The organism is Candidatus Methanoprimaticola sp. MG2 (assembly GCF_047501175.1).
Taxonomy (GTDB): Archaea; Thermoplasmatota; Thermoplasmata; order Methanomassiliicoccales; family Methanomethylophilaceae; genus Methanoprimaticola.
The window spans coordinates 94,154-114,311 of record NZ_JBEQWH010000003.1; the positions used below are offsets into that span (position 1 = coordinate 94,154).

13 protein-coding genes and 1 tRNA gene are annotated in these 20,158 nt (G+C 54.5%); 5 read left to right on the top strand and 9 right to left on the bottom strand.

The features are described from left to right. Positions 1-106: 106 nt before the first annotated feature. The 7 genes from V5D86_RS03055 to V5D86_RS03085 all read right to left on the bottom strand — a co-directional run bounded on the left by V5D86_RS03055 (position 107) and on the right by V5D86_RS03085 (position 14,145). Positions 107-4,831, bottom strand: a complete 4,725-nt coding sequence (locus tag V5D86_RS03055) for a hypothetical protein (protein WP_414595226.1) — start codon at positions 4,829-4,831, stop codon at positions 107-109. Between the two features lie 348 nt (positions 4,832-5,179). Then, positions 5,180-6,529 carry an ATP-binding protein gene (locus V5D86_RS03060; RefSeq protein WP_414595227.1) on the bottom strand — a complete coding sequence of 450 codons (1,350 nt, stop codon included), beginning with the start codon at positions 6,527-6,529 and terminating at the stop codon, positions 5,180-5,182. 445 nt (positions 6,530-6,974) lie between these two features. Then, the gene (locus V5D86_RS03065; protein ID WP_414595228.1) at positions 6,975-7,223 is read right to left on the bottom strand and encodes a DUF86 domain-containing protein; all 249 of its coding nucleotides are present in this window, start codon (positions 7,221-7,223) and stop codon (positions 6,975-6,977) included. Further along, entirely contained in the window at positions 7,213-7,518 is a 306-nt protein-coding gene (locus V5D86_RS03070) for a nucleotidyltransferase family protein (RefSeq protein WP_414595229.1), read from the bottom strand. The genes V5D86_RS03065 and V5D86_RS03070 overlap by 11 nt, the downstream gene beginning before the upstream one ends. 669 nt (positions 7,519-8,187) lie before the next feature. Then, positions 8,188-8,532 carry a nucleotidyltransferase family protein gene (locus V5D86_RS03075; RefSeq protein WP_414595230.1) on the bottom strand — a complete coding sequence of 115 codons (345 nt, stop codon included), beginning with the start codon at positions 8,530-8,532 and terminating at the stop codon, positions 8,188-8,190. A gap of 420 nt (positions 8,533-8,952) precedes the next feature. Continuing rightward, positions 8,953-13,467 (bottom strand): InlB B-repeat-containing protein, encoded by a 4,515-nt coding sequence (locus V5D86_RS03080; RefSeq protein WP_414595231.1) that lies wholly within the window; start codon positions 13,465-13,467, stop codon positions 8,953-8,955. A 601-nt stretch (positions 13,468-14,068) separates the two neighbouring features. Beyond that, positions 14,069-14,145 (bottom strand) — tRNA-Ala (locus V5D86_RS03085). A gap of 97 nt (positions 14,146-14,242) precedes the next feature. Between V5D86_RS03085 and V5D86_RS03090 the strand changes: the two genes are divergently transcribed. The 4 genes from V5D86_RS03090 to V5D86_RS03105 are packed head-to-tail and all read left to right on the top strand — an operon-like array spanning position 14,243 to position 17,928. After that, entirely contained in the window at positions 14,243-14,659 is a 417-nt protein-coding gene (locus tag V5D86_RS03090) for a type II toxin-antitoxin system PemK/MazF family toxin (RefSeq protein ID WP_414595232.1), read from the top strand. Then, positions 14,584-15,834 (top strand): VWA-like domain-containing protein, encoded by a 1,251-nt coding sequence (locus V5D86_RS03095; protein WP_414595233.1) that lies wholly within the window; start codon positions 14,584-14,586, stop codon positions 15,832-15,834. The genes V5D86_RS03090 and V5D86_RS03095 overlap by 76 nt, the downstream gene beginning before the upstream one ends. 1 nt (position 15,835) lies before the next feature. Beyond that, the gene (locus V5D86_RS03100) at positions 15,836-17,251 is read left to right on the top strand and encodes an ATP-binding protein (RefSeq protein ID WP_414595234.1); all 1,416 of its coding nucleotides are present in this window, start codon (positions 15,836-15,838) and stop codon (positions 17,249-17,251) included. Beyond that, the gene (locus tag V5D86_RS03105; RefSeq protein ID WP_414595235.1) at positions 17,248-17,928 is read left to right on the top strand and encodes a hypothetical protein; all 681 of its coding nucleotides are present in this window, start codon (positions 17,248-17,250) and stop codon (positions 17,926-17,928) included. The genes V5D86_RS03100 and V5D86_RS03105 overlap by 4 nt, the downstream gene beginning before the upstream one ends. 41 nt (positions 17,929-17,969) lie before the next feature. Here the strand turns inward: V5D86_RS03105 and V5D86_RS03110 are convergent, their stop codons facing one another. Further along, a complete protein-coding gene (locus V5D86_RS03110) occupies positions 17,970-18,149 on the bottom strand; it encodes a transcriptional regulator (protein WP_414595236.1) in 180 nt (59 codons plus the stop codon). An 80-nt stretch (positions 18,150-18,229) separates the two neighbouring features. Between V5D86_RS03110 and V5D86_RS03115 the strand changes: the two genes are divergently transcribed. Continuing rightward, positions 18,230-19,345 carry an SLC13 family permease gene (locus V5D86_RS03115; protein WP_414595237.1) on the top strand — a complete coding sequence of 372 codons (1,116 nt, stop codon included), beginning with the start codon at positions 18,230-18,232 and terminating at the stop codon, positions 19,343-19,345. A 3-nt stretch (positions 19,346-19,348) separates the two neighbouring features. Here the strand turns inward: V5D86_RS03115 and V5D86_RS03120 are convergent, their stop codons facing one another. Next, positions 19,349-20,143: a YqaJ viral recombinase family protein gene (locus V5D86_RS03120; protein WP_414595238.1), complete on the bottom strand. Its 795-nt coding sequence runs from the start codon at positions 20,141-20,143 to the stop codon at positions 19,349-19,351. Between the last annotated feature and the right edge of the window lie 15 nt (positions 20,144-20,158).

Consider the following 20,158-nt stretch of genomic DNA (forward strand, 5'->3'; position numbering starts at 1 on the left):
ATGACGTTCAAAGGATGATCCTCCAACCTATGATGATCACTCAAACATTATGGAAAAGAGTTTGATGGCCCAAGTATCCAAAACCTGGGCCATAATGGCTGAGACCTCAAATACGCTTATGTAGAGCCACTACAGCCACAAACACGATAGCGATCACAACGATTGCAACACCGATGTAGACCATCGTATTACTATCATTGGTTAATTCGGGCGCAGGCAATTCATCCACGACAAACAACGAAAAGTGATCCGTCTGGAAGACGAACGACTTCATGGCCTCATCAAACACTGATTCCATGAACTTACGTGTCCCATCCCCGTCGATGTAGAATACTCCAAGGGCCTTGGGATCTGCACCCATGGAATCAGAGTATGGTATCATGACCGTAACAGTCCCACCAAGCAGATGGTACTTGTCAGCTCCAACAGTCGCCGTCAGGATTAACCCGAAACTATCTCCCTTAGAGGATTGCTGAGCCTCCGTAAGATCCGAATCATCGGACTCCGACATCCGGACTGTGACATCCTTTCCTGGTTCGGTAAGGGTACCGATCACATCATAATCAAGATGCATGGACCCAGTCTGACACACGACCTTGAATTCAGCTCCAATATCCATTATGGCGATCATTGACCCAGGACTGAGTGTAATATCCGCAGTCGATTCCGAATCGGTCCCTATCTGGATAACCTTACCAGAGGATTCGGCAGAGACCTTTTCCGATACTGCCTCGGTCAGAACTACAGCCTGACGTATCAAAGCATCGTCCACCGGTCCAGACGAAACGGACACGGTGGTATTAACCTTGGTACTTTCAGAGTCCACCATAGCTTCGGTCCTAACACTACCATCATCGGACTCTGCCTTGACGACCTCCGTGGAGGATGTGACATCCCCTTTGGAATCCATGACCTCGGTGGTTTCTAACATCACGAAACCACCATCTATCTTGGTAGTCTCCGTGACCTTCTCAGTAGAGAACGTGACGTTATCATCCGCATCCTTGACCTCCTCCTTCTCGGTCACGGTCGTTGTCGTACCGCTTATAGTCGTGGTCGTGAAACTGGATGTGGACCCTATCCTGTTCCCTTCGGAATCTTTCTCGATCACAGTAGTTTCTACGATGGTCTCCTTCACATCCCCCTCCGTCTTCTCAGAGGTTGTGGTCTCAGTGATGATGGATCCTGTTACATTACCCTCGGGGTCCTTCTCCACCACAGTCGTCGACTCGGTCTTGGAACCATCGGGATTCTTAATTGTCTCGGTAGTCGTCTCAGTCGTCGATCCGTCTGGATGCTCCTCTACGTCAGTCTTCGGTTCATCAGGCTTTATCGGTGGGGTGATGGTTCCACCGCCTCCCGACGAATCCCTGGCAAGACTGTACGTCTTTACATCACCATTGGTCGATGTCACAATATGGTAGTTGGAGACATTATCAGAGACGCTAGTGACGATTGGACCATTCACTGATAAGGTAGCCCCGGTCGCAGAAAGCAAAACAGATGCAACAGTCCCCGATCCAGTAAAAGTCAATGATCCGGCATTAGTCACAGTTCCAGAGATACTGTATGTGTTGAGATCTATGAGAACCGTTCCAGACGGGAACACAATATTCTGCATCACATCTGTCTCCAATCTCATCTGAGATATTCCAGCAGCAATGGCATCTTCAATTGTGATGTAGTACACCCCATCTGAAAAAACCATAGCTTTTTGAACCTTCCACACTGTCAAACCTTCAAATGTGGACTCTTCAGCCACATAACCGGTTGCAATATACTTCGAATCCCTACTGGAATCAAAGAACGAAACCATACCGCCGGTAATGAATCCTGAGAGGTTCTCGCTGTATATCGGATGTGTGCCACCGTTATCTGTTTTGAACAATCCGTCAGTAATCGAGATCGATACCTTGTCTATGGATGCTTGATCGTTATTCATTGGGTTGCTCTGATACAGTGCAGAGTATCCAACGAGCTTTCCATTATTGACGGTCACGGACAAATTTAGTTTTGTCGTATGCTGAGATATTGCCAATCCCGCACCTTCGGTCGTGGTCCCGCTCCCGTCTGGACGTGTCTCTGTAGGGGAAGATGTAGATGATATGGTCCCATCGTCTATGGTCAGATATCCTGCACGAATCTCGATACCTGAATCCACACCTTCAATTGTAGTCCCCGATCCAGACACTGTCATAATACCCATCTGCGGATGATACACCCCCAGGGCTCCCTTGATTGTTCCACCCTGTATGTCAATCGTGGTTCCATGACGTGAACCATTTCCCGCGATAGCGATGCCCGATACGTCTATCGTCGTACCATCCAGAACGGTGAGCTTCATACCGATGTAATCCTGAGGCACTGCATTTCCATCATCGTAAGCACCAATTATGGCCACGCCTACGACCCCGTACGTATCATATGTATTCTCAAATTCCCTGAGTTCGGTACCAGATCTCAGTTCGACAGAACCCACTGCGGCATCACCGTTTTTCCCACTGGGATTCATATAAATTATGTAGTTATAGTATGGAGAGGACTTATCACTACGGGGATATGCACTGATTGTCACATCCTCAAGAATGAGGTCTACACCGCCGGTTATGTGTATCGTACGGAATTCGACAGCTTTGCCATTCCCACGATTATCGTTTATAGACCCATTGACAATCGTCAGAGTTGTATCTCCTCCTGAGATAGAAATGAAATCACGCTCATCGATTCCATCGGACGAACCTTCGATGTTTATCTTATAACCTCCCAAATCGAGAATGATTTCCATACTCCCTTTTGAAATCTGAATCTTATCAGACGTTGTAACATCACTGAGCAATGTTATTGTCTCTCCATCGGAAACACCGTTAAAAGCATCATTCAATGTCTTGTAAGGCACTACTTTTTGAGTCTCCAGATCAAAGACATATGCCACTACATCCACAGTCTCATTCGTAAGATTCCCACTGCTAAATGACGTGGGATTGCTGACAACACTGTCTCCCTTCGTTATTGTACCTGTATTTTTGAAATTATACAGAATACCATCATTGTATGCATATCCTCCTATGATTCCAATTGTTCCACCAGTCGCAGTTATATTTCCAGTGTTTGAACAATTGATCATAGTTACATATGACGATCTGTCGCTTGGATCGCTCCCCGTACTCGAAGATCCCCAAAATGCACCAACATTGAAGCATCCTGTAACATTCATCTCATTCGTACAATTTACGAAGTTCTGCGTAGTTGGAGTATTGCTGTAGTATCCCAGATACCCAATCCAACCTCCACAGTAGTAGCTTGCATCATTTACATAGTCACCAAAGATTTTGATATTGATGAAATTGCTACTTCCATAAAGTTCCCCAACCAATGCACCCATGACTCCTGACTGAGTGTGGAGATCTGCACCCACAATAGTTAGATCTTGGAAACTGGCACCTTCCGTGACACTGAACAGGCCGATACTCCCGGATGCAAGATCGATTTTCAAATTGGATATTGTATGATTGTTCCCGAATAATGTCCCACCGAAAGCTACCTCTCCATCGTATCCCAGTGGCAAGAACTTGATTCCATTGAGGTCTATGTCGTTATCTAGAACAATGTCATTGGAAAACACACCACGATCATCACAATTGTCAAGCATCACAAAATGCATCAACTGCAGCTCAGTGGCCGTTTTTATGTGGTACGCACCATCATTGAGACCCGGAACACCAATTATTTCCCCGTCTAAGTCTACGTAATGACCCATATCATTGATGTATCCATCAGCGATAGTGGATACATCGATGAGTCCTTTATTGAGGAGATAGCCATTTAGATTCAGTACCCCCCCCCCACCCATGGTCAATGTAATACCAGGTGAGATTTCCATAAACGCATTATTGGGTAAGGTTATTTCCTTGTCAATCGTCAGATCTTCGATGATTGTTATACCGCTGTAGTCTGCAGAGCTCAATGCATTCTCAAGATCATCCATATTTGATACAGAAATCTCATTCTTAGCACCTATAACAATGAAACCAGTGGATTCCTTGGATGTGAAACAATCATATTGAACATAATCACTGGGATCCACATGATATGTCCCACCCGTCAACGTGACAGTTCCACCGCTTCCCTGCACATCCACACCGGAATAGGTTGATTTGAAAGTTCCACCGCTTATCATGGTCGTACTAGGTCCAGAACCTGATCCATACCATACAGGAGCCTGATATTCTGTGGAGAAATTCCCCCCACTGATTGTAAGGATGCCACGATTATGTATTGCAGCAGTACCGTTGTCAAAAGACTTGAACTCACCAGTGGTAAAAACGGTTCCACTTGTTATTGTAGTATCCCCATTCTGATTACGAATGGCATTTCCGCCCTGAGATGATATGATGATATTCTCAATGGTCAGACTTCCACCCTGATTACGTACAGTCGATGTACAACCATATGTTGCAGAAGAACTGATCGTGCCTGGAGAACCGCTAGAGTCGGTAATCTTCAGAACTCCTTCATTACGAATCACCTGAGCATTCCCGTACGTATCTGCATCAGTTTGAAGCTGTGCTGAGATATCGTATGAGTTGAGATCCAAGACTATGGTGCGGCCATTCGGTATTGTCGCTACGGTTTTCAAAACTGAACCGGGATTAATCGTTCCATAGCTAATATCACTCAATAGCTTGATTGTCACATCACCAGTGCTATTATCAATCGCATCCTGTAAGGACATATACTTCTCTGTCCCCACTTCAGCCAAATATACATCTTCTGAAGAACCTGTTCCAACAGGTTCACCAGAAATTGCAGTGTCATTCACAGGGACTGTCATCAACATACCTACAACCAAAACGGTCGCGATTGTTAATAGACAGACTTTAGGTCCATTCATATTACGCCTCCAGTCTAAAAATGAGTCCACATACTCATGTGTGCATTTGAAGCACACTATAATCAATATCAATTATACATAACTTAAAAACTTCGAATGGAAGGTCATACTTCCTTTTCGGATTCCAGAATATAGTCAATGCGACCTTTATTCCATGACCTTTCTAAGATCGAACAACACCCATTGTTCAAAAACACTGAGATATCGACCCAGACAACGTTAGAATCCTTACTGCTTAGGTAGATTCTTTCTCGATTGAACAACGACATATCGATCTGGATTCCCCAATCACAGCAGCATCGCCATATAGAGCGGCAGATGCACTATACCGTCACGGACCATGAGGTCGTTCTGATAGAGTATGTACGGCTGCCCCACGCGCTCCCCGAACCTCGCCCGGTACTTGTCCAGGGAGACATGCCTGGCGAACGATGACGACTTGACCTCGACGGGACAGACCTTCCCGCCTCTGCGAATCAGGAAGTCTATCTCGATACGGTCCTTGGACCCGCTGCCGGACCTCGAGTAGAAGAACAGTCCGATGCCCTGCGAACGGAACGCCTGGGCCACGATGTTCTCCATGAACATGCCCTCGTTCAGCCCTATCCTGTCGAACAGGATCATCCTCTGTATGTCCGGGTCCTCGTTCATGTCCAGTCCCATGGACTGGGTGACCAGGAGTCCCGTGTCCCCCATGTAGCACTTCACCCTGTGGTCGTCCTCGCTCATCACCAGTCCGTATGACGGGTCGGACGCGTTGGCGCACACGTTCACGATCATGGAATCGTACAACCAGAAGAACGCATCGCCGAACTCGCGGAGACGCGCGTTCCTTCCCAGTGCGGACAGGACGAACCTCTTCTCCTTCTTGGCGAGCTGGGAAGGGATCTTGTCGAATATCCCCCGGACCTTGGGGCCGTCTCCCCCTGCGAACTTGGCTATGTCCTTCCGATAGAGGTCCAGGATCCCCCTCTTCACGCGCTCGACATCGTTCAGGTCCCTGGACTCGATGAACTTCAGGACCGCCTGCGGCATGCCTCCCACCATCATGTAGGTCCTGAAGGTCCCCATTATGTTCCTGTGGAACGCCTCCCCTATCGGGGCCAGCCTGTCGAACGAATCCCTGACCACGTCCATCGTGGCGGGATCGCCCATCGCCCACAGGAACTCCTCGAAATCCAAGGGGAACATGTCTATGCCCTCCTCCTCGGAGGGGATCACTATGTCCTTCACGTTCGTCCTTATGGACAACAGCGATCCGGTCTCGATGTAATCGTATCTGCCGTCCGCCACCAGATACTTTATCAGGGCCCTTGCCTTGGGATACATCTGGACCTCGTCGAATACGAATACGGTATCCCTCTCGTGCAGCTTCACCTTGTAGAACGCGGATATCCTGAAGAAGAAGCGGTCCAGGTCGTACGAGTCGTTCTCGAATATGTCCCGTACGACGGGGCTCATGTTGTTGAAGTCTATGATGATGCTGGAAGCGTACTCCGTCCTGGCGAATTCGATGCAGGTGTAGCTCTTGCCCACCCTCCTCGCACCGTTGACCATGAGTGCCGTCGAACCGCGACTCCTCTCCTTCCACTCCAGAAGCCTATCGCGGACCTTACGCTTCAACGAGATGCCAGACACGATGGTAACACCCGTTACAGATATAAAATAATCACGAAATAACGATTCGTTAGAGTATGATTTTTCACGAAATAACGATTTGTATACAACAGATTTATCACGGAATAACGTTTCATCGACAGCCTAGATCTCACGAAAATACAGTTAGACCATTCTCGGATTCTACATTTCTCAGGGATTTACCCCAGGATTTCCCGTCACTCGAGCATTCGACCTCTATCTCCCTATGGACGACCGCTTCGAGGAACCCGACGAGTACTTCCTCGTGAAAATGCACAAAACCTTCGGTGGAACTGCGAGACGATCGTATGATCGTCATCAACGATCACTCATCATCTTCATCGGATTCCGATTCGAGGGTCGCCACGATCCTCTGGCAATACTGCTTCAAGAACGGGAGGTCATCATTCATAGTAGACCACTGGAAACCCAGGTCTACCTCCTCTTACTGGTGCGCCATGAAATCGCGCATCTTGCAGATCTCGTGCCAATCAACTTCCTTGAAGCGGGACGTGACGTCATCGGAGAGCCTCTTGACCCTCTCGCCCATGAGCTCGATGGACTCGGCGGTGGACCTCTGATACGATTCGTCACCTATCAGATCCTCAATGTCGTCACCAAAGCGCGCGATGTCCGATGCTACGTCGTCGCAATACCTGATGATAAGGTTGAGACTCTTGATATCACGCCTCATAGAGGAGTCTCCTGTCCCTGAGGACCTCCTTGCTGAAGTCGTCTCCCATAGCCCTCTCGCTGACGATGTCGATCTCCGTGCCAAGGGCCTCCTCCAGCTTGCCGTAGAATCCACCCATCTTGAAAAGGCCCATGCCCTCGGGTGCGACGATACAGAAGTCATAGTCGCTGTCAGGGCGATTGTCGCCGCGGGCCCTGGAACCGAAGAGGTAAACCTTGAGCATCCCGTACTCGGTGGCGATGGCCCCGACTATCTGACAGAGCTCCTCGAACGTGTACTCCCTCACATCGTTCATGTGCATGGGATGACGTTTTCGCTATATGAACGAAGGTCGGTACCGTATCTGAACCCTCTTCCTATCTCCATCACCTTGTCACGGAAGAAGGATTCCGTATCGGAATCGTACACCACTTGTATGTCGAGAACAGTCTCTGGACATTCTCCTTAACGTACTCGCCGACCAACGCATATACGAACGCACGGACCCCCGACATCCAGCATCTTGTGCTTTCTATCGCCGCGCTTCCACTGAAAGGTTCCGTGGGATTGGCGGCAATCTCCGTGTGTAGATGACCATATCCGGATGGAACGATTCTGTTGCCATGCATTACTGACTCTCATCATGGCACGTCGTCACGGTTCCAGATGAGGATTGGTATATATACAATCCAAAACTATCCCTATGACAGAGGTGTAACGGCTCCCTAGGGAGCCGGATGCGTTAGGCGCATCAGTCCTCGGCGTTCCTTACGGAATGTCGATAACGATCACACCGTGTTCGGTGATGATCGTCAGGCGAAAACCGTGGTGACGGCTTTCAGTGATGATCACGAGGATCCTTTCACCTCCTGCCGGGACGGTCCCGCATATGCCGTGAAAGTGGAGAGTCACGACATATGCGGACTTCCCGCCTTACGGCAATTCTATGTAACTTGCGATTCGAACATAAATCTATCGTTAGCAATCATAATCTGTAGCACTGTCGATAGTTATAAGATAAAACACCATGACGTATTCTAATGTCAGGATGTATAACTCCGACCAACGGAAAAGACTTCGCGATGTCACGGAGAATGCCCATGTCACGCCTCATAGAGGTGCTTTCTGTCACTAAAGACCCGCTCGCTAAGGTCGTCCCGAGGGATTCCTCGCATACGACATCGATCTCCAACCCGAGGGTATCTCTCAGATCGGCGAAGAACCCGCCCACTCCAAAGAGACCATAGTCACCAGGCGTCACAACACAGAAGTCGCTGTCAGGGCGATTGTCACCTCGTGCTCTGGAACCGAAAAAGTACACCTGTCTCATCCATAGGACTCGGCGATGGACCCCGCTATCCTGCAGAGCTCCTCGAACATGTACCTTCTCGTTTCCACCATGCTAGTGCAATCGCATCAGCGCTATATAGACCAGAATCGGACGCCATCGGCACATGAAACGGTAACGATGTAAAGTGAAAAACAGGGGTCTCCGAGGACGTCTGGATAGAAAAATGGTAGACAAGACCATACTCGAACCTCGCACAGCCCTGGAGGATCAGCCCCATCGAACACTCGAGACAGATCATCCAACAAAGCCTGGATTGACTCTACTTCAGAAATAACGGCAGACCTCGTTACGACCATGTCAGGCCAAGATGGTAGTGATCGTACCAAGGGGTTTGTCCGGAGATGTCGGCCCCGGACCTAAACGGTTTGTCGTCGGATAGACCGACCTTTCGATACCTGCTCAGCTACCAGCCGATCCGATGGCGACTCCATCTATCGTGAGCTTTCCCGTAGTTCCTGGGACGAAGCGTCCGTAGAGATCGGACTGACCTGCGGGAGCGGTCTTATCGGTTTGATGGAGTCTGTTGTCCGATTCGGTGATGTCGGAGATGGTGACCTTTCCGACGTTAGCGGTTCCCACGACGACTCCGACCCTCCAATCTCCATCATCGGTGGATTTTAGATTGCAGTTCTTGATCACACAGTCGCTGATGGTGTTGCATGTCCAGTCGCTGGCACCGGCGTGACCAACAATCGCTCCGACGGCTCCCTTTGAGGTGATATTGCATCCCTCGACGCTACATCTGGTAATGGTGACGACGGTCTCCACGGATCCGTCATTCGTATTACTGTATCCGGAGTTCCATCCGATGAGTCCTCCGACACGGGCGCCCGTTCCACTCGTAATCGTGGTATTGACAAGATGACAATTCTCAAGAGTGATCAAAGGCATGGAATCAACAGAGCAGATGAATGCACCGAATCCGGTCGATGCGTATACATACTTACCATCCTCATCCTTATACTCATCTTCGAGTGTAGAATCCGCGATGGTAAGGTCCTTGATCACTATTCCACTGCTTCCTGCAAATCCTCCGGCAAACAGGGGTGCACTGAGGTTGGTGATCTTGTGATCGTTGCCCTCGATGGTCATCACCCCTGCTCCGCTCTGCCCGGTAACATAGATTGGAGTCCAGTTCTTCTCGGTCATGTCGATGTCTGTGAGGATCTGGACAGTGACATTCCCGGTCTTGTAATCGGACATCGTCTCGTTGAACTTGACGAATCCATCCACGGTAGCAATGTTGACCTGGGTCAGAACTTTATTCCCGTCCACTTTCTCATAGACATAGGAGATCCCGGTCTCATGAACAGGATCGTTCTCGGTGTTCCATGTGATCGTGGACTCATCGACGAGGTTGCACTCACAGTAGTATATGGCAGAAGTCTTACCGGTGGTGCCGAGGTCGATTGTGTTGCCGCTTCCGTTGATGATCAGATTGGAGCACCCGTATGTCTCTCCTTCGAGCTGAACGCCGTAGACAGGGTTCGAGGTGGTGTTGCCAGCGACAATACTGTTGCTGTTGAAATTGACGGTGGCGTTCTCCGCAGTCATCGTGGACGCCTTGGAGGTCATCTGCACAGCATACCTGTAAGGATCTTTGAAGGTGCATGATTGGACGGTCACGTTCGCATCCGACCTTATCGGACGATTGCCACCGCAATCGAACGTGCATGACTCGACGATAATGTCCGTACCTTTGCCGGTGGACCACCAGGCAGTGATCGCAGTGCCATTGGTCTGGGTGATGGAGAATATGATATTCTTCGCGGTGAACGAACCGGTGTTCATGAGGGCGACGCCGGTGTACTCGAATTGCGAAATCTCATCTGTAACCTTATGGCTCGTGTTCATCGTGATGTCCCTGATCTCGAGGGCTCCTGTCACTTTGAATCTGCCATCGAACACGACAGCGGCACCATAGGTCGGTCCGATGGTCACATGCTTGCCTGAGGCCACATCGATATTGTAGTCTGTATGGGGGGTGTATGTTCCTCCTGCGAGAGACACGTCCAGCCTTCCGGATGACAGGCTGATCGCTCCCTCAAGGACGTCGACATCGTCCGTGGTCACTGTGCCCTGGACCTTGTTCGAAGCGTCCACGGGGCCGGTGATTATCCTAGTTCCCAGGATGATCCCGGACTGGTTGCCTTGAGAGGGTGCATCTTTGATGACGTTACGGTCATGTATGATCGTCACGTTCTCCACGGTGCATTCCGTCGGATTCTTGTGGCTGGTCCCGACGATCCCCCCGAGGTTCCTATATCCGGTGATCACGGTGTTGCTCACTGAACATCCAATGAGTGTGTGGCTACCCTCTCCGACATATCCTGCGATCCCTCCGACCTTGTCACCGTTGTCGTAACTCCCAGTAAGGTTGTCGGGTGTGGCTTTGAGCTCGACACCCTCCACGGTGCAGCCGGTGATCGAGCCGTAGACGTATCCCGCTATACCGCCGACGTACCTGTTACCTTCGACAGTAGCGTTCTTCACGATCACATTCTCGATGGTTCCAGTGTTATAGATGGATCCGGCAACGACGGCTATTCCGTTGTCTGTGCCTCCATCACTGGAGAGGGCAGAGATGTGTTTGACAGTGGCACCATCGAAGATGAGATTCTTGACGGTTCCGTTGAGGGCACCGAAGAACCCGGCAGCGGTGTACCCTGTCCCGGTATGCACATTCATATTGGAAATCGTGTGGTTCTGTCCGTCGAACGTCCCCTTGAACTTGTCGCCGCCATCTGCGTTGAGCCCTATGGGGGTCCATTCCACTCCTTTGAGGTCTATGTCATTCGTTAGGATCACGTTAGAGTTAATTGACTGTCCAGAATTCACATTACTGGCGAAATCGAGCAGTTCATCGACGCTACCGATCCTCACCGTATCGGGATCGATGATGGTCACACCGGTGGATTCGTTTCCAGAGGCTGTCAACTTATCACTGCTGTTCCTGGTTCCTCCGTAAATCTCTCCGAGATAGTCCCTATCGGGACCCGAGATCACAGCATCTGTCACAGTACAATCGGTAATTGATGAATTGGCATAGTTGCTCACACCACTGAATTCGCCTACAATTCCGCCAACGAACGTTTTGTTTGAGGTCGCGTAGTCTCCTTCAGCGTTAGACATCACGGTACCGGTCGTGAATGACGAATTCTTCACGGTGACCCCGTAGTGCAGGTATCCGATCACCCCTCCGACCTTCCTGGTCCCCTCGACGACGAGTCCGGAAACATCAATGCCGTTATGGGTGAAGTTGCCTTCTCCGGTGTATCCTATGGCACCTCCGACGTTGTCTCCTTCGAAGTGTGCCATTTCATACGTTCCTCTTACGTAGCTTCCCTCGGATGCGGCAATGATACAATTGGTGACATCCCCATAGATGTAACCAACTATGCCTCCGACCTTGTACTTGCCTTCGACCTTCACCAGACCCGTGATATTACAGCCGCTGATGTCTACTGTGCACGATCCAGCGATAACGCCCACCTCTGACTTGCCCTGAACGTTGGCATTCTCAATAGTCAGACCCGTGACAGATCCCCCTATGATCTTACCAAACAACCCCACACTGGTTCCGTCGGGCAAGGTGATGGTCAGGTTACTGATCTTGTTATCGCCTCCGTTGAAGGTTCCTCCGAAGAATGGATCGACAGCGTTTGTACCCGCGAGCGTCACGATCTCTGCCACCGGGTAGCCTATCGGAATCCATTCCTCGTTGTTCAAATCGAAGTCGGCCCCGAGTGTGACCGTCTCTCCACCGTAGCTGGTTCCGGCGTTCACCTTGTCGCGGAAGTACTTCAGCTCGTCGAGGTCCTTTATGACTTTGTCGTAAGTGACATTGACCGGGGTGGTTATGGATCCGTCACTGGCGTAGGCGATCGTGACCGTCCCGTTCGATTGTCTAACTTCGTATTCATTGGTACTCAGGGGTATCTTCACACCTCCATCGTACACTGCGGAGACCACCATCCCCGTAGAATCGAACGCCTGATCATCGAAATAATGGGTCTTGGTGGGCATCTTGGTGACCTCTATTCCCGTCACGATGGAGCTCTCGGATATCACGGTGATGCTGACCGTCGCGGTCTTCCCCTGGTACGTGACGGCTATGTTCGTGTCCGTCACGACCAGCTGCCCGTTCGGTGAGTATGTATAGCCGGCTATCTCCTCGGTAGAGCCGTTGGAGTAGGACGCGGTGACGACCATCCCCGTCGGATCGAATGCCTCCCCCTCCATGTACGATGTCCTGTCGGGCGGTGTGGTCACAGAGATTCCTGTCAGCGTCACAGATGGGGTCGTTCCGCCCCCTCCGCCGCCGATGTACCTGAATGTCACGGAGATGGTGTGGTCCCCTTTCACATCCTCGAAGGTGTAGCTGTTGCCTGTCACCGTGACGGTCTTACCGTCCACGGTGACCTGCGACACCCTGTAGCTGCCGTTGGCCGTGAAGGTGAACGTCTGGTCCGCACCGTCGGCCACCTTCACCTCGCCGGATGGACTTATCCTCCCTCCGGCACCTGCGGACGCGGCTATGGTGTGTTCGACCGGCACAGGTTCGGTCTCCTTGATGAACACGACCTCGACGGCATGGTTGCCGTCCATCTCGACCTTCAATGAGGTCACGGCCCCGACCGATCCACCGTCCAACAGGACGTCGGACACGATGAATCCGGAATCTGGTGTTATCGTGATTGTCTGTGTGGTGCCCTCGGCCAGTTTTGTGGTCCCCGCGGGCGACACGGAGCCTCCATCGTTGGATGACACCGTGAGTTCGAAGAGGACGCCCTCTGGTTCATCGTCCCCTCCGCGATCGTCGTCGCCTGTGAGCACCAGCGCTGCGGCGACTATGGCCACTATGACCACTACGATCGCCGCCACACCGATCAGGCGGTTCTTCTCTTTGTCCATTGGATTGCCTCCATATCGGATGGGCCGTCCTGTTGGCAATGGATGTCCGATGGCCGGCCCCGAAGGCGGAACCGGCTCTGCGTCGGAACGCAAAACCGTGGTGAGGAACACGAAGTGCCCCGCCCCCCCCCCCGATTCATCACAATCGGGGGAGGGGAGGCATTCTCAACAGAGGTTGCCGTTCCCACCTCTTGGATTCGATATGCGTGCCTAAGAACATAAAAATTACCTGCGGATCGGCTTTGTCGGATGATTGGTTTCGAGGATTCGAAGAGACTGACCCCTCAGGACCATGCAAGGTTCAGGTATGGCATGAGGTCCGATACGAACGCATGTTCTCAGGTTCCAGCACATGTTCGGACCACTCATCGGATAGAAGAAGTACAGGAACATGGTGAAGAAGATCGAACGCAAAATCGGCAGGTTCAAAATGCTGAAAAGGTGTGCGATCCAATTATCCGACAAAGCCCGATCGTAAGGGGATGTTCCATACAGGGTCGGTACCCGAGCACCAAATCTATCGATTATAATCACAGCAATCGGACAAGACAGTGTCCCTCGACAGACCAAAGGTATCCGAAAACGTATGGATAGGTAAGGATGGTGGACAAGGCGCGATTTGAACGCGCGACATCTACGTTGCGAACGTAGCGATCTACCGGGCTGATCTACTTGCCCATGAATTGCTCCGGTAATCCCCTGATTCACATCAACCATTTAAACGTAATCCCGCGACCGCCGTCATGACTATAACGATTCCCGAGGATACCGGGGCATGAAGCCCAGTACAGGACGCGGAAACCCCAGGCCGATGGAGGTCTGGAGCGCGGACGTCCCCTTCGACGGCAGCCACGGCTCCAAGGACCGTCCCGTCATAGTGCTGGGCAGGAAGGGGGACACCTACGATGTGCTGATGGTCACGACCCACCCGCACGATCCCGAGAGGTGCATGCGCCCGATGGACCCGTACGACGCCGGACTGGACTCCAGGTCGTACATACGCACGGACAAGGTTTTCAGACTGCCGTCGGCCAGGTTCAACTATCTCATGGGGGAGCTGAGCGACGATGACGCCGCCCTCGCAAGGGCGAAGAGGGAGCGCCTTGGAGGCAGGCGATGGACCGTTCCGAGGCTGCGGAGGAGATCGTCTCGGCGGCGGCCAGCAGGCTCTGCCTGGACATGCGCTTCCTGACCATGGCCGTGCTCTCCCTGGAGAGGAGGGTGCTCCCCGGCGAGGGGAGGCCGGAATGCGACGGCGTCACCGTGACGTTCCATGAAGATACTGTGATCTCCGACTACCGCAACGACCGGAACCTCGTCACTAGGGAGCTGGCTCACTGCGTCCTACACTGCATCCTCGGGCACGACTCCCCCGGGATGTCCGTCCACGGGCACCTGGCCGAGGACATGGTGGTCGAGTACGTCCTCGACACCCTGGACACCCCGCACGTCACGGTTCCCCAGAGGGACGACCGCATGTACGCGTGCGAGAAGATCTTCAGGCGCGCCGGGGCCCCCGCGCCCGATCTCGTGGCGCAGGAGCTCTCCAGCATATCGGAATGGCAGCTGGACCTCTATCTGCGTCTCTTCGACAGGGACAGGGACCAATCCCACGGCACGGGGGATGCCGGGATGTGGAGGGAGCTGGCTCAACAGGCCATGACCGAGGTGGAGGGGTTCGCCAGGAGGACCTCGTCCGGGACGGACGCGTTCCTCTCGATACTCAGGATAAGAAACCGCAGGAGGTACGACTACAGGTCGTTCCTCAGGAAGTTCATGACCCGCCGGAGCGGAGTGCGCGAGAGCATGGACGAGTTCGATCCCATATACTACACCTACGGCCTCTCCCACTACGGGAACATGCCGCTCGTGGACTCCCTGGAGGTGTCCGAATCGCCCGGGGTGGACGAGTTCGTGGTGGCGATAGACACGTCCGGGTCCACCATGCGCGGTCCCGTCATGGCGTTCCTGGAAGAGACGTTCTCCGTCCTCAGGCAGTCCGGCCTGGAAGGCAGGGCGAACATCCACGTCATACAGTGCGACGACGAGGTCCGCTCCGACGACGTGGTGCGGAGCGAGGGGGACATGCGCAGGCTCGCATCCTCCTTCAGGCTGAGGGGAGGCAACGGGACGGACTTCCGCCCGGTCTTCTCCTACGTGGACGAGCTGGTGCGGGACGGGGGGTTCAGGAACCTCCGCGGCCTTATGTACTTCACGGACGGCGTCGGGACGTACCCCGAGAGGCGCCCCCCTTACGATACCGCGTTCGTATTCTGCGACGACCGCTATCTGGAACACGACGTGCCTCCCTGGGCGATGCGCCTGGTGGTGAGGTCTGCGGACCTGACGGCCCGCGAAGGAGCTTGACATGAACATACAGGAAGCGAAAGACTGCGTAAGACAGGCCGTGTCCGCGTATCTGGACAAGGATGCGGCCGGCAACTACCTCATCCCGAGGGCCAGACAGCGGCCGCTGGTGGTCATGGGGGCGCCGGGGCTCGGCAAGACCGCGATCATGTCGCAGGTGGCCGCGGAGCTGGGGATCGGTTACGTCGGATATGCGATGACGCATCACACCCGCCAGTCGGCCATCGGACTGCCGATGATCGAGGAACGCAGGTTCGGGGACATGACGCTGTCGGTCACCAGGTACACCATGAGCGAGATCATCGCCTCGGTGTACGATGCGATCGAGACACAGGGACGCCCCGAAGGGATTCTCTTCATAGACGAGGTGAACTGCGTCTCAGAGACGCTGTCGGCGGCCATGCTCGACCTCCTGCAGAACAAGAAGTTCGGACCACACAGGATCCCCGACGGATGGGTGCTGGTCGCCGCTGGCAACCCTCCGGAGTTCAACTCCTCCGCGAGGGACTTCGACATAGCCACCCTGGACAGGATAAGGATGATCGACGTCGAGCCGGACACCGATGTCTGGCTCAGGTACGCCATGAGCTCCGGCGTCCACGACGCGGTCACATACTACCTCCAGGTGAAGCCCCAGAACCTCCTCACCATAGAGAACACGCCAGAGGGGCCAGTGTTCGCCACGCCGAGGGCGTGGGAGGACCTGTCCACGGTGATCAAGGAGCACGAGAGGCTGGGCATGGAGGTGGACGTCAACCTAGTTTCGCAGTACATACGCGACCCGGACATCGCCGCCGAGTTCAAGAGGTACCTGGACTTCCACAGGAAGTACCGCGAGGAGCACGATGTCGATGCGATCCTGAACGGCACCGCGGAGGACGACGGCTCTCTCGCCCACGCGGACGCGGAGGAAAAGCTGTCCGTGATATCGGTGCTCATCAGCAGACTGAACGCGGTCGCCGAGGAGGGGATGGACCTCAGGGCGCTGACCGATGTCCTCGCATCCCTGGACCCCGACGACCCCGAGGGGTCGCTGGCATCCGCCAGGAGGGAGCTGACCCGCAGGATGGGGGCGAACTCCACCCGCGAGGACTCCAGGAGCGCCGCGTTCTGCCTGTCGTCGATCCACGGGATGCCTCCCACTAATGATGCGGTGTCATCGCTCAAAAGGGAGACCGTTGTCAGGGAGAGGATGGTGCACGAGAGGTTCGACTCCATGGTCGAGAACTCCGTCGGGCACCTCCGCAGGGCGTTCGGCAACGGACAGGAGCCGGTGTCCCTGCTGTCCGGACTGCTGGGATGCTACAGCGTCGTGATGTACTCCGGACCGGACGGTCCGCTGTACAGGTTCAACGACGAGATGCTCTCCGCCGGACACGACCGGCGCATCGCGGATGCACTGGAGGGGATGTCGTGAGCCTGATCGTGGACACCGAGGTCGAGGACGGGATGCTGACGGTCACCAGGGTGGTGAGCACCGACAGGGTCGTGCGCATACCTGAGACGGTGGACGGCCGGATGGTGGAAGCGCTCGGGAGCTCGTTCATGTCCGGATCCTCCGGGAGCAACGGGAGGACGCTGGTCATACCCGCGTCCGTGCGTCGCGTGTCGCCGAACGCCCTCGAGGGGGCCAGCGGCATATCCTCCATAGAGTACGACGGCGAACTGTCCGTGTTCGGAGGGTTCAAGCTGATCCTCGGGAGCGACTGCCTGGTCCGCTGCAGGAACGGGGGCGAGGACTTCGAGTTCGAGTTCATGGGCGGAACACCCATGTGCTTCCCCGAGTTCGACGATGCCATGCTCAGCCTGTGCATGAGGCTCACCCCGGAGATTGCCGTCAGACGCCTGGTGGAGCCCGTGGGCCTGACGGAGTCCAACCGCCGGAGGTACGAGAGGTTCATCTCGGACAGCATAATGCCGAGGGCGACCCAGGCGGTGGCATCCGGGGACGAGAGGGCCGTCACGGACCTGATCGCCACCGGGATGGTCTCCGATGATGATCTGAGGAGGCTCCTGGAGAGGTCCCTGAGGTCCGGCAGGATCGGCATGACCAGCCTGCTGATGTGCGAGATAAGGAGAAGATACGGAGTTTGACGGACCCCGGGAGGCCGGATGGCCTCCGGGACCCGATTGGTTCACTGGGCGGGCTCCCACTTGCACCTTACGGGGGAGACTATGGCGCCCTCGGCCTTCAGCTCCTTGAACGCCTTGTCGATCTCCTTCCTGTCGATGCCTGTCGCCTTCTCGACCTCGCCTGCGCTCATGGGCTTTCCGGCTTCCTTCATTGCATTGATGACGTCATCCTTCACGGACATCTGTATCACCCGTATGCGGAACTCGCATCTCGGAGATAAGACCTGCGAACACAGATATATCGGCCGACGATGGACCGTGCATGGAACGCATCGGGAGGTTCGCGAGGGAGCATGCCCTCCTGGTCGCTTCCGCCGCACTGGCGGCCGTCTCGATGCTGATCGTCCCGCCCTCGGCCGAAACCCTCGACCATATCGATGTCAGGGTGCTTTGCATCCTGTTCTGCTTCATGGCGGCGGTCGCGGGGATGAGGAGGTATGGGGTCTTCGACAGGCTGGCCAGGAGGATGCTGCACGGGGAGAGGAGCATCGGGATGCTCTGTCTGACCCTCGTGATGCTCCCCTTCGTGTGCTCGATGGCGATAACCAACGATGTCGCGCTCATCACCTTCGTCCCGTTCGCCATCATGGTCCTCATGATGGCGGGCAGGAGGGACCTGATCGTCCCCGTCGTGGTCCTCCAGACCCTTGCGGCCAACACCGGATGCATGGCGACCCCTTTCGGGAGCCCCCACAACATCCTGATCTTCTCGGCCTACGACATGGGCCTCGCGGGGTTCGCCGCTACCCTGCTCCCGCTGGTGCTGGCCGGGTTCCTGGTGGTGTCCGTCCTCGCCCTGACGGCGGGCAGGGACCGCGTGCAAGTGGAACTGGACGATGAGCCGGGACTCAGGAAGGGGCCAGGACTCGCGGTTATGGTCGGGCTGTTCGTCCTCTGCACACTGACGGTCCTGGACCTCTTCCCGTTCTGGGCGACATTGGCGGTCACCGTCGCCGCCGTCCTGCTGGTGGACCGCGGTGCGTTCGGGGACGTGGACTACGATCTGCTCCTGACGTTCGTGCTCCTGTTCGTCTTCACCGGAAACATCGCGGACATGGATGCCGTCGGCGATGCCCTTGCGGGCCTCATGGAATGGGACCCGATGCTCACGACGATCGGGATGAGCCAGATCATCAGCAACGTGCCCGCGGCGGTGATGCTGTCGGGGTTCACCGCGGACTGGGAGGGGATACTGGTGGGGGCCAACATAGGCGGGTTCGGCACACCGATAGCGTCCATGGCCAGCGTCATAGCGCTGAGGCTGTACTCCGCATCCGACGGCATCGAGACCCGCAGGTTCCTGGTGCTGTTCACCGCGGCGAACGTGCTGATGCTGATCGTGATGGTCCCAATCGGGCTCCTTCAGCGGAGCATGTGATCCTCAGCGCCTCTTCTTCTTCGCATCCGGCTTGTACGCCTTGAGGTACTTCAGGACCGCCTGGTCGTCCTCGGAATCGGTCCACTCCGGCGTGTATCCGCCCTTCATGTACTCGTCGTACCACTTGACGCAGTCGTCCATGTACCCGTCCATGTCGAGCCTGTCCTTCACGATGACGAAGGTGTTCTCCTTCGTCGGCACCCATTGCTTCGGACGGTCGTAGTCGGACTCCTCCAGGAAGCCCACCAGGAAGACGATCCTGTCCAGGTTGGAAAGCTTCGCGTACAGGGATGCCTGCAGCATGTAGCTCATGGGCACGTTGGTGTATCCGCCGTCCTCGTCCAGCCACTTGGACCTGTCGCTGGAAGTCTTGATCTCCAGTATCGCGGACCTCTTCCCGTCCATGACGATGTATCCGTCCACCATGCCTCCGAACACCCTCTCGTTGTGGAAGTGGTCGTATCCGCACTGCTCCTTGGGCACGGGCTCCTCCACGGCCACGCGGGAGCCGTCCGGGACGGGGAGGGTGTCGCGGAGCATGCCCATGCAGTCCTTCGCGATATGGTCGCGGAGGACCGGCTCAAGTATGTTCCCCGCGTCGATGTACTTGTTCGCCTTGTCCCCGGGGTACAGGCCGGCCATCTCGCAGGCCACCTTGAACGGGGACGCATGCTCGCTGAGGCCCAGGATCGGTGCGACCCTCGTGCCTGTGATCTTCTTGAGCCTGTACGTGTCGAAGACGACGACGCGCTCGTCCTCGTCTATGTCCACTATGCCTGCCCTTCCATCCATCTTCATGACAGGGTGAATGTC

Bases quoted from the DNA above. Each gene is read 5' to 3' on its own strand.
- V5D86_RS03055 (WP_414595226.1), bottom strand. From the start codon at position 4,831: ATGACAGTCCCTGTGAATGACACTGCAATTTCTGGTGAACCTGTTGGA.
- V5D86_RS03065 (WP_414595228.1), bottom strand. From the start codon at position 7,223: ATGAGGCGTGATATCAAGAGTCTCAACCTTATCATCAGGTATTGCGAC.
- V5D86_RS03070 (WP_414595229.1), bottom strand. From the start codon at position 7,518: ATGAACGATGTGAGGGAGTACACGTTCGAGGAGCTCTGTCAGATAGTC.
- V5D86_RS03075 (WP_414595230.1), bottom strand. From the start codon at position 8,532: ATGAGACAGGTGTACTTTTTCGGTTCCAGAGCACGAGGTGACAATCGC.
- V5D86_RS03080 (WP_414595231.1), bottom strand. From the start codon at position 13,467: ATGGACAAAGAGAAGAACCGCCTGATCGGTGTGGCGGCGATCGTAGTG.
- V5D86_RS03090 (WP_414595232.1), top strand. From the start codon at position 14,243: ATGAAGCCCAGTACAGGACGCGGAAACCCCAGGCCGATGGAGGTCTGG.
- V5D86_RS03095 (WP_414595233.1), top strand. From the start codon at position 14,584: ATGGACCGTTCCGAGGCTGCGGAGGAGATCGTCTCGGCGGCGGCCAGC.
- V5D86_RS03100 (WP_414595234.1), top strand. From the start codon at position 15,836: ATGAACATACAGGAAGCGAAAGACTGCGTAAGACAGGCCGTGTCCGCG.
- V5D86_RS03110 (WP_414595236.1), bottom strand. From the start codon at position 18,149: ATGTCCGTGAAGGATGACGTCATCAATGCAATGAAGGAAGCCGGAAAG.
- V5D86_RS03115 (WP_414595237.1), top strand. From the start codon at position 18,230: ATGGAACGCATCGGGAGGTTCGCGAGGGAGCATGCCCTCCTGGTCGCT.
- V5D86_RS03120 (WP_414595238.1), bottom strand. From the start codon at position 20,143: ATGAAGATGGATGGAAGGGCAGGCATAGTGGACATAGACGAGGACGAG.